At 61.9% G+C, this 5,909-nt stretch carries 6 protein-coding genes; 5 read left to right on the top strand and 1 reads right to left on the bottom strand.

What is annotated here, in order from left to right:
• Position 1 precedes the first annotated feature (1 nt).
• Positions 2-811 carry a VOC family protein gene (locus Q0O95_RS12915; protein WP_293699413.1) on the bottom strand — a complete coding sequence of 270 codons (810 nt, stop codon included), beginning with the start codon at positions 809-811 and terminating at the stop codon, positions 2-4.
• Between the two features lie 142 nt (positions 812-953).
• Here Q0O95_RS12915 and Q0O95_RS12910 point away from each other — a divergent pair, with 142 nt between their 5' ends.
• The 5 genes from Q0O95_RS12910 (at position 954) to Q0O95_RS12890 (ending at position 5,850) form a co-directional block, all read left to right on the top strand.
• Complete coding sequence (locus Q0O95_RS12910) at positions 954-1,610, top strand: DUF998 domain-containing protein (RefSeq protein WP_293699411.1); 657 nt, start codon at positions 954-956, stop codon at positions 1,608-1,610.
• 111 nt (positions 1,611-1,721) lie between these two features.
• Positions 1,722-2,561, top strand: coding sequence for an alpha/beta hydrolase (locus Q0O95_RS12905; RefSeq protein ID WP_293699410.1), 840 nt, complete (start codon positions 1,722-1,724; stop codon positions 2,559-2,561).
• Positions 2,558-3,142, top strand: a complete 585-nt coding sequence (locus Q0O95_RS12900; RefSeq protein WP_293699408.1) for a dihydrofolate reductase family protein — start codon at positions 2,558-2,560, stop codon at positions 3,140-3,142. The genes Q0O95_RS12905 and Q0O95_RS12900 overlap by 4 nt, the downstream gene beginning before the upstream one ends.
• Before the next feature lie 58 nt (positions 3,143-3,200).
• Positions 3,201-3,551 (top strand): cupin domain-containing protein, encoded by a 351-nt coding sequence (locus Q0O95_RS12895; RefSeq protein ID WP_293699405.1) that lies wholly within the window; start codon positions 3,201-3,203, stop codon positions 3,549-3,551.
• A 118-nt stretch (positions 3,552-3,669) separates the two neighbouring features.
• On the top strand, positions 3,670-5,850 hold the full coding sequence (locus tag Q0O95_RS12890; protein WP_293699403.1) for an RNA degradosome polyphosphate kinase: 2,181 nt from the start codon (positions 3,670-3,672) through the stop codon (positions 5,848-5,850).
• Positions 5,851-5,909: the final 59 nt, after the last annotated feature.

The following is a 5,909-nucleotide window of genomic DNA, read 5'->3' as shown; positions in this document are numbered from 1 at the left end:
CCTAGGCTGCGCCCGGGTTGTGCATGAACTCGATCCGGATTCCGCTGTCGTCCTCGACGAATGAGGCATAGTAGCGATCATTGAATTGCGGAAAGATCTTGGGCGCACGGACTATCGTCCACCCAGCATCCAGCGCGACCCCGTAGAGGCGATCAACGTCCGCCCGAGACTTCGCAGCGAACGCAAGGTGCTGCCAGCCAACCCGACCGTGCCGATGAGGTTCTGCTGCTGCTTCGCTGGTCGGCAAGAGAATCAACTCTGTTTCGCCATCCTTCCACCAGGAAACGCCGCCTTCGGCATCCTCGCGTGTGAATCCCATTGCGCGCATCAGCGCGTCGAACTGCGTAGTTGCGCGGGGCAGGTCACGGACCGTAATGCCGAGATGGTCGAAGACAGCAGGTTTCGGCGCAGACTCGGGAACCTCATGATGTTTTCGTCGCGCGGCTATTGAACCGACAAGACCGACGGACAAGAGCGCAACCAGAACACCATCCCACACGGCTGCGGTGACCGCGCCGGGCACAGCCGACCCGAAAGTCAGTGCGACGCAGAAGAGGACAAGCTTGTTGCCCAGCACGATGCTCCACAGAGTTATGGACCGCGGCCGCACCGCCAAGAGGACGAACAGCGCGCAGAAGGTCGCGATCCCCAAAGCACGCCACACCTCGACCATCAAGGCTGCTGAGTCCACCGACGCGAGCGCACCGGCCGCGCCGACAGCTGCTGTGGCCGCCAGCAGCGCAGCAGCCGCGGCGGCACACCTCGCCACGATGAACGCGACCGCCAACCCGTTACCCATTGTTCCGCTCATGAGTGAATCCACCTCTCCACTTGACAGTGATAGTACTGAACAGTACCGTACTCATTAAGCAAGCGTTGTGAAGGACGAGCCCCACCGGCCCTACTTTGATGCGCATCTGACTTCAACGAACAGTTTTGAATCGAGGATCCCGATGAACAGCACTCAGCATCTGACCGTCGCTGCGCGGCGTACAGGCGTAGCAGGATTGCTTTGGTGCGGTGCCGCGATCGCCCCGGTGTTTCTCGTAGTCGCTGTCGTGCAGATGATCACCAGGCCCGGTTTCGACATTGCACGACACGCGGTCAGCTCCCTGCAGAATGGGGATTTCGGATGGGTGCAGTCGATGAACTTCGCGGTTTGCGGACTACTGGCGCTGCTGTCCGCACTCGGATTTCGACGGCGACTCCGTGGATCGCGGGGCGGCACCTGGGCGCCGGTGCTGATCGGCGCCTTCGGAATCGGAATGGTCATAGCCGGGCTCTTTCCTCCCGACGCCGCGTTCGGCTTTCCGGCCGGTACGCCAGAAGGTGCGCCAGCGGGGATGAGCGTGACAGGAGGTCTTCACAGCCTCGGATTCTTCGTCGCATTCATTGCCCTGATCGCGTGCTGCTTTGTTCTTGCACGACACTTCGGCAGGGCGATTCCCGGCTGGCGAAACCTCTCTCTCATCGCGGGAGCAGCCACCCCGCTGCTCATCATCTTCGGGACGACACTGTTCACCGGCACCTCAGGAATCTTCTATTTCGCTGCGGGAGTCGTCTCGTTTACCTGGCTGTCTGCTGCCGCTTGGCGAATCGGGATGAAATGACCCGATCGCCGAGAACACATTCGACACTGACGTACACCACTTGACAATTGCACTGAACTGTACCGCCCACTCAGCGTGTTGGCCGGTACCCAACCCGAAAGGATGACCGCAATGCGAAACGATACGGTCTTGAGCAACGACGGAACCACGATCGCGTATGACGTAGCAGGAAACGACGATCGGCCCTTGCTGCTCCGCATAGACGGCGCTGCCACCTACCGGAGACTGGATCCAGGGCGCGCGGCATTCACGCAACGGCTTACGGAACGATTCCGGGTGGTCTCCTACGACCGTCGAGGACGTGGGGCGAGTGAAGATCAAGACGGTTACGCAGTCGACCGCGAGATCGAGGATGTCGCCGCTGTGCTCGACGCCTTCGGCGAACGCGGCTTCGTCGTGGGGTTGTCTTCCGGCGCGGCGCTCGCACTGCGCTGTGCTGCCGCCGGCCTCGGCATCGACGCACTGGCGTGCTACGAACCGCCCTTCGTCGTCTCGCAGGATCGCCCACCGGTGACTCCGGACTATGCGATGCGATTGCAGGAAGAAGTCACGGCGGGTAGACCCGGCGAAGCAGTGAAACTCTTCATGACCGAAGCAGTGGGAATGCCCGTTGCAATGGTCGAGGGGATGGCCGGGCAACCGTTCTGGTCCCTGCTCGAACAGCTTGCCCAGACCCTCGTCTATGATGCACACGTCATGGGCGACACCATGCAGGGACGACCCGAGGCGATCAGTGCCTTCTCCAGCGTGGAACTTCCTACGCTCGTGATGCATGGATCGGCGAGCGAGCCCTGGCTGCGATCGGCTGCGTCCGGTCTCGCGGAGACCCTGCGGAATGGAACCCTCGAAGAACTTCCCGGCCAGACGCACGATGTCGACCCCGTGATCCTTGCGGACTCCATCGGCAGCTATTTCTCCTCGCTGCGCACGAACTCGGAGGGTCACGTGTGACTGCCGTGCCCACGGAAGCCAGAATCGTCACCGCGGGTTTCCATATGAGCCTTGACGGCTTCATCGCCCGGCCCGGAGGCGAACTCGACTGGTTGCGCTTCGGACCGGACGTCATCGAGCACGCCGCCGACACGATGCGGGGTATCGACACGATGTTCCTCGGGCGTCATACGTACCTCGCGCAGGCCGCTCACTGGCCGAACCAAACCGGTGAGCTGGCTGACGCTGTCAACAACCACGAGAAGATCGTATTCACGAGCCACCCGGAAACACTCGTACTCACGAACTGGCCGGGCAGCCGAGCAAGTCGCAGCCCAGCAGCCGAAATCGAAGCGATCCGAAGCGCTCCCGGAAAGCGAATCGGAGTCAGCGGAGGTGCCCGGCTCTTCCGAACCATGCTGCGAGACGGATTGATCGATGAGATCCGGGTCATCATCCACCCCGTGACGCTGAGGGCCGGCGTGTCCCCCTGGTCCGGAAGCCTCGGCTTCACACTTGCATCGACAGAGGAGTTCGACTCCGGTGCGGTGCTGCACACCTACGCAGCTCCTCCGCGCCCAACGTCGGCGGACTCTCACTGACCGCAGCAGGACCCCTGTCCGATAGCCCCCGGCTCGACGAGAAGGCGAAGGAAACAGAATGTTAACAGTTACCGACCGAAGCGTCCTGCAACTCTCTGGTTCACGCACCGCGCGCTTCGAAGGAACCAAGCACAGCGCAGAGGTATCGATGTTCTGGGTCCGAACACCTCACGGTCAGGGCCCCGATTACCACTGGCACCCTTACACCGAGACATGGGTTGTACTCCATGGCGAAGTGCGGATCGAGGCCGGCGGTGAGCAGTTCGTCGCGAAGGGCGGCAACATCATTACGGTCCCCGCCGAGACCGTCCATCGATTTCGAAGTATCGGCGAGGAGGAGTTGGAGATGCTGTGCATTCACGCTTCTCCGGCCATCATCCAGGAGTTCGTCACGCCGCCCGACGACTGAGTCTCCGCGCGGGGTTGCCGGTCTCGACGCTCGAGCCGACGCCGAGCATCTCGCGCAGACGTGCCTCGCCGGGCGTTGATGGCACCGTCTGTTCATACGCGCCTGGCAAGATTGGATCATGACGGACGACCATGTGATGACGCAAGAGATCGACTTGCTTCACGACGTTGACGAAGAAGACGCCGAACTGGAGTACCGTGCGTCCGCGACGGAGGACGGCCTGCCGATGGACAGGTTCTCGGATCGCGAGCTCAGTTGGCTCGACTTCAACCAGCGAGTGCTCGAAATGGCGGAGGACGAGCAACTGCCACTCCTGGAGCGCGTAAACTTCCTCGCGATCTTCGCATCGAACCTCGACGAGTTCTTCATGGTGCGAGTGGCCGGGCTGAAGCGTCGCATCGTCACCGGGCTGGCCGTGCCGACCAACGTGGGCGTTTCGCCGCACGACCAGTATCAGCGGCTCGTCACGCGCGCGAGGGAGCTGCAAGAACGTCACGCGAAGTGCTATTCGCAATCGATCCGACCCGCGCTCGAGGCAGAGGGCATCGAGATCGCATCCTGGGATTCGCTGAGCGACGAAGAGCGTTCGGATCTGACGCAGCGTTTCTACGACGACATGTTCCCCGTGCTCATGCCGTTGGCGGTAGACACCGCTCACCCGTTCCCGTACATCTCGGGGCTGTCGCTCAACATCGCCGTTCGCGTTTTCAGCCCGAAGTCCGGTACCGAGGAGTTCGCGCGCCTGAAGGTGCCGCCCATTCTGCCCCGTTTCGTGCCCGTGGATACCAGCAGCGCATCCGCGAGGTTCCTCCCCCTCGAGGATCTCATCGCGAACAACCTCGACGTGCTGTTCCCCGGCATGGACGTCCTGGGGCACCACATCTTCAGAGTGACCAGGAACGAAGACGTCACGATCGACGAGGACGAGACAGAGAACCTCATCCAACAGCTCGAGAAGGAACTCTCGCGTAGAAAATTCGGGCCACCTATCCGCCTCGAGATCGAAGCGGACGTCGACGACAGCGTGCTGGATCTCCTGATTCGCGAACTCGGCATCAGCGAGCAGGAGGTGTATCTGCTCGAGGGCGAACTGGACCTGACCGGTATGTTCCAGATCTCAGGGCTCGATCGCCCCGAACTGCACTTCACGAAGCGAGTGCCCGTGACGGCCGCGCCGCTGCTCCCGAACGATTCGGACGAGAGCGACGACATCTTTTCAGCCATCACCAGGAAGGACGTGCTCGTCCATCACCCGTTCGAATCGTTTGCAACGAGCGTCCAGGCGCTCCTCGAACAGGCTGCGGACGACCCGAACGTGCTCGCCATCAAGCAGACGCTGTATCGCACGAGCGGAGACTCCCCCGTTGTCGCAGCGCTCATCCGCGCGGCGGCTCAGGGCAAGCAAGTGCTCGCCCTCGTCGAGATCAAGGCGAGGTTCGACGAGACGAACAACATCAACTGGGCGCGCAAACTGGAGCGTGCGGGGGTGCACGTCGTCTACGGCCTCGTTGGGCTTAAAACGCACTGCAAGCTGCTCATGGTCGTGCGCCGTGAACACGGCAAGCTGAAGAACTACTGCCACATCGGCACGGGGAACTACCACCCGAAGACGAGTCGACTCTACGAGGATTTCGGCCTCTTCACCGACAATGCCGAGGTCGGCCGCGACATCACGAGCCTGTTCAACGAGCTGAGCGGCTACGCGATCCCGCAGAACTTCAAACGCCTGCTGGTAGCTCCGAGGTTCCTACGCAAAGGTCTGCTCGCCAGAATCAATCGTGAGATCGAGCACGCGGAGGCAGGCAAACGCGCCCGCGTTCGCATCAAGGTCAATTCCATCGTCGACGAGCGCATTATCGACGAGCTCTATAGGGCATCCCGCGCCGGCGTCGAAGTCGAGATCTGGGTGCGCGGGATCTGCTCGGTCAAGGCGGGTGTTCCCGAGCTCAGCGAGAACATCAAGATCCGGTCCATACTGGGGCGATATCTTGAGCACTCGCGTGTCTTCGCGTTCCTCAACGATGGCGACGAGGAGATCTTCATCGGCTCGGCCGACATGATGCACCGCAACCTGGACCGCCGCGTCGAGGCACTCATCCAGCTCACCTCGACCCAGCACATGCAAGACATCTCCGGTATGTTCGACCGTGCTATGAGTGACGAGACCGCGAGCTGGCACGCCATGCCCGACGGCACCTGGAAACGCCACGCCTACCGCGAGGACGGCGAACCGCTCAATGATCTGCACAGGGATCGCATGATCGAGATTCAGCGACGGACGAGAGGCAGAAGCCGGTGACCGTCCTCGCCGCGGGAGCGGTGATCTGGCGCAGAACCGCGGACGAAGGCGTTGAAGTC

Origin of the sequence: uncultured Agrococcus sp. (assembly GCF_945915485.1) — a bacterium.
GTDB lineage: Bacteria > Actinomycetota > Actinomycetes > Actinomycetales > Microbacteriaceae > Agrococcus.
The sequence above is the reverse complement of the archived record's forward strand: the minus strand, read 5'-3'. Positions and strand labels throughout refer to the sequence as shown.

Excerpts from the sequence above, each read along its gene's own strand:
- Q0O95_RS12905 (WP_293699410.1), top strand. The coding sequence starts at position 1,722 with ATGCGAAACGATACGGTCTTGAGCAACGACGGAACCACGATCGCGTAT.
- Q0O95_RS12915 (WP_293699413.1), bottom strand. The coding sequence starts at position 811 with ATGAGCGGAACAATGGGTAACGGGTTGGCGGTCGCGTTCATCGTGGCG.
- Q0O95_RS12890 (WP_293699403.1), top strand. The coding sequence starts at position 3,670 with ATGACGGACGACCATGTGATGACGCAAGAGATCGACTTGCTTCACGAC.
- Q0O95_RS12895 (WP_293699405.1), top strand. The coding sequence starts at position 3,201 with ATGTTAACAGTTACCGACCGAAGCGTCCTGCAACTCTCTGGTTCACGC.
- Q0O95_RS12910 (WP_293699411.1), top strand. The coding sequence starts at position 954 with ATGAACAGCACTCAGCATCTGACCGTCGCTGCGCGGCGTACAGGCGTA.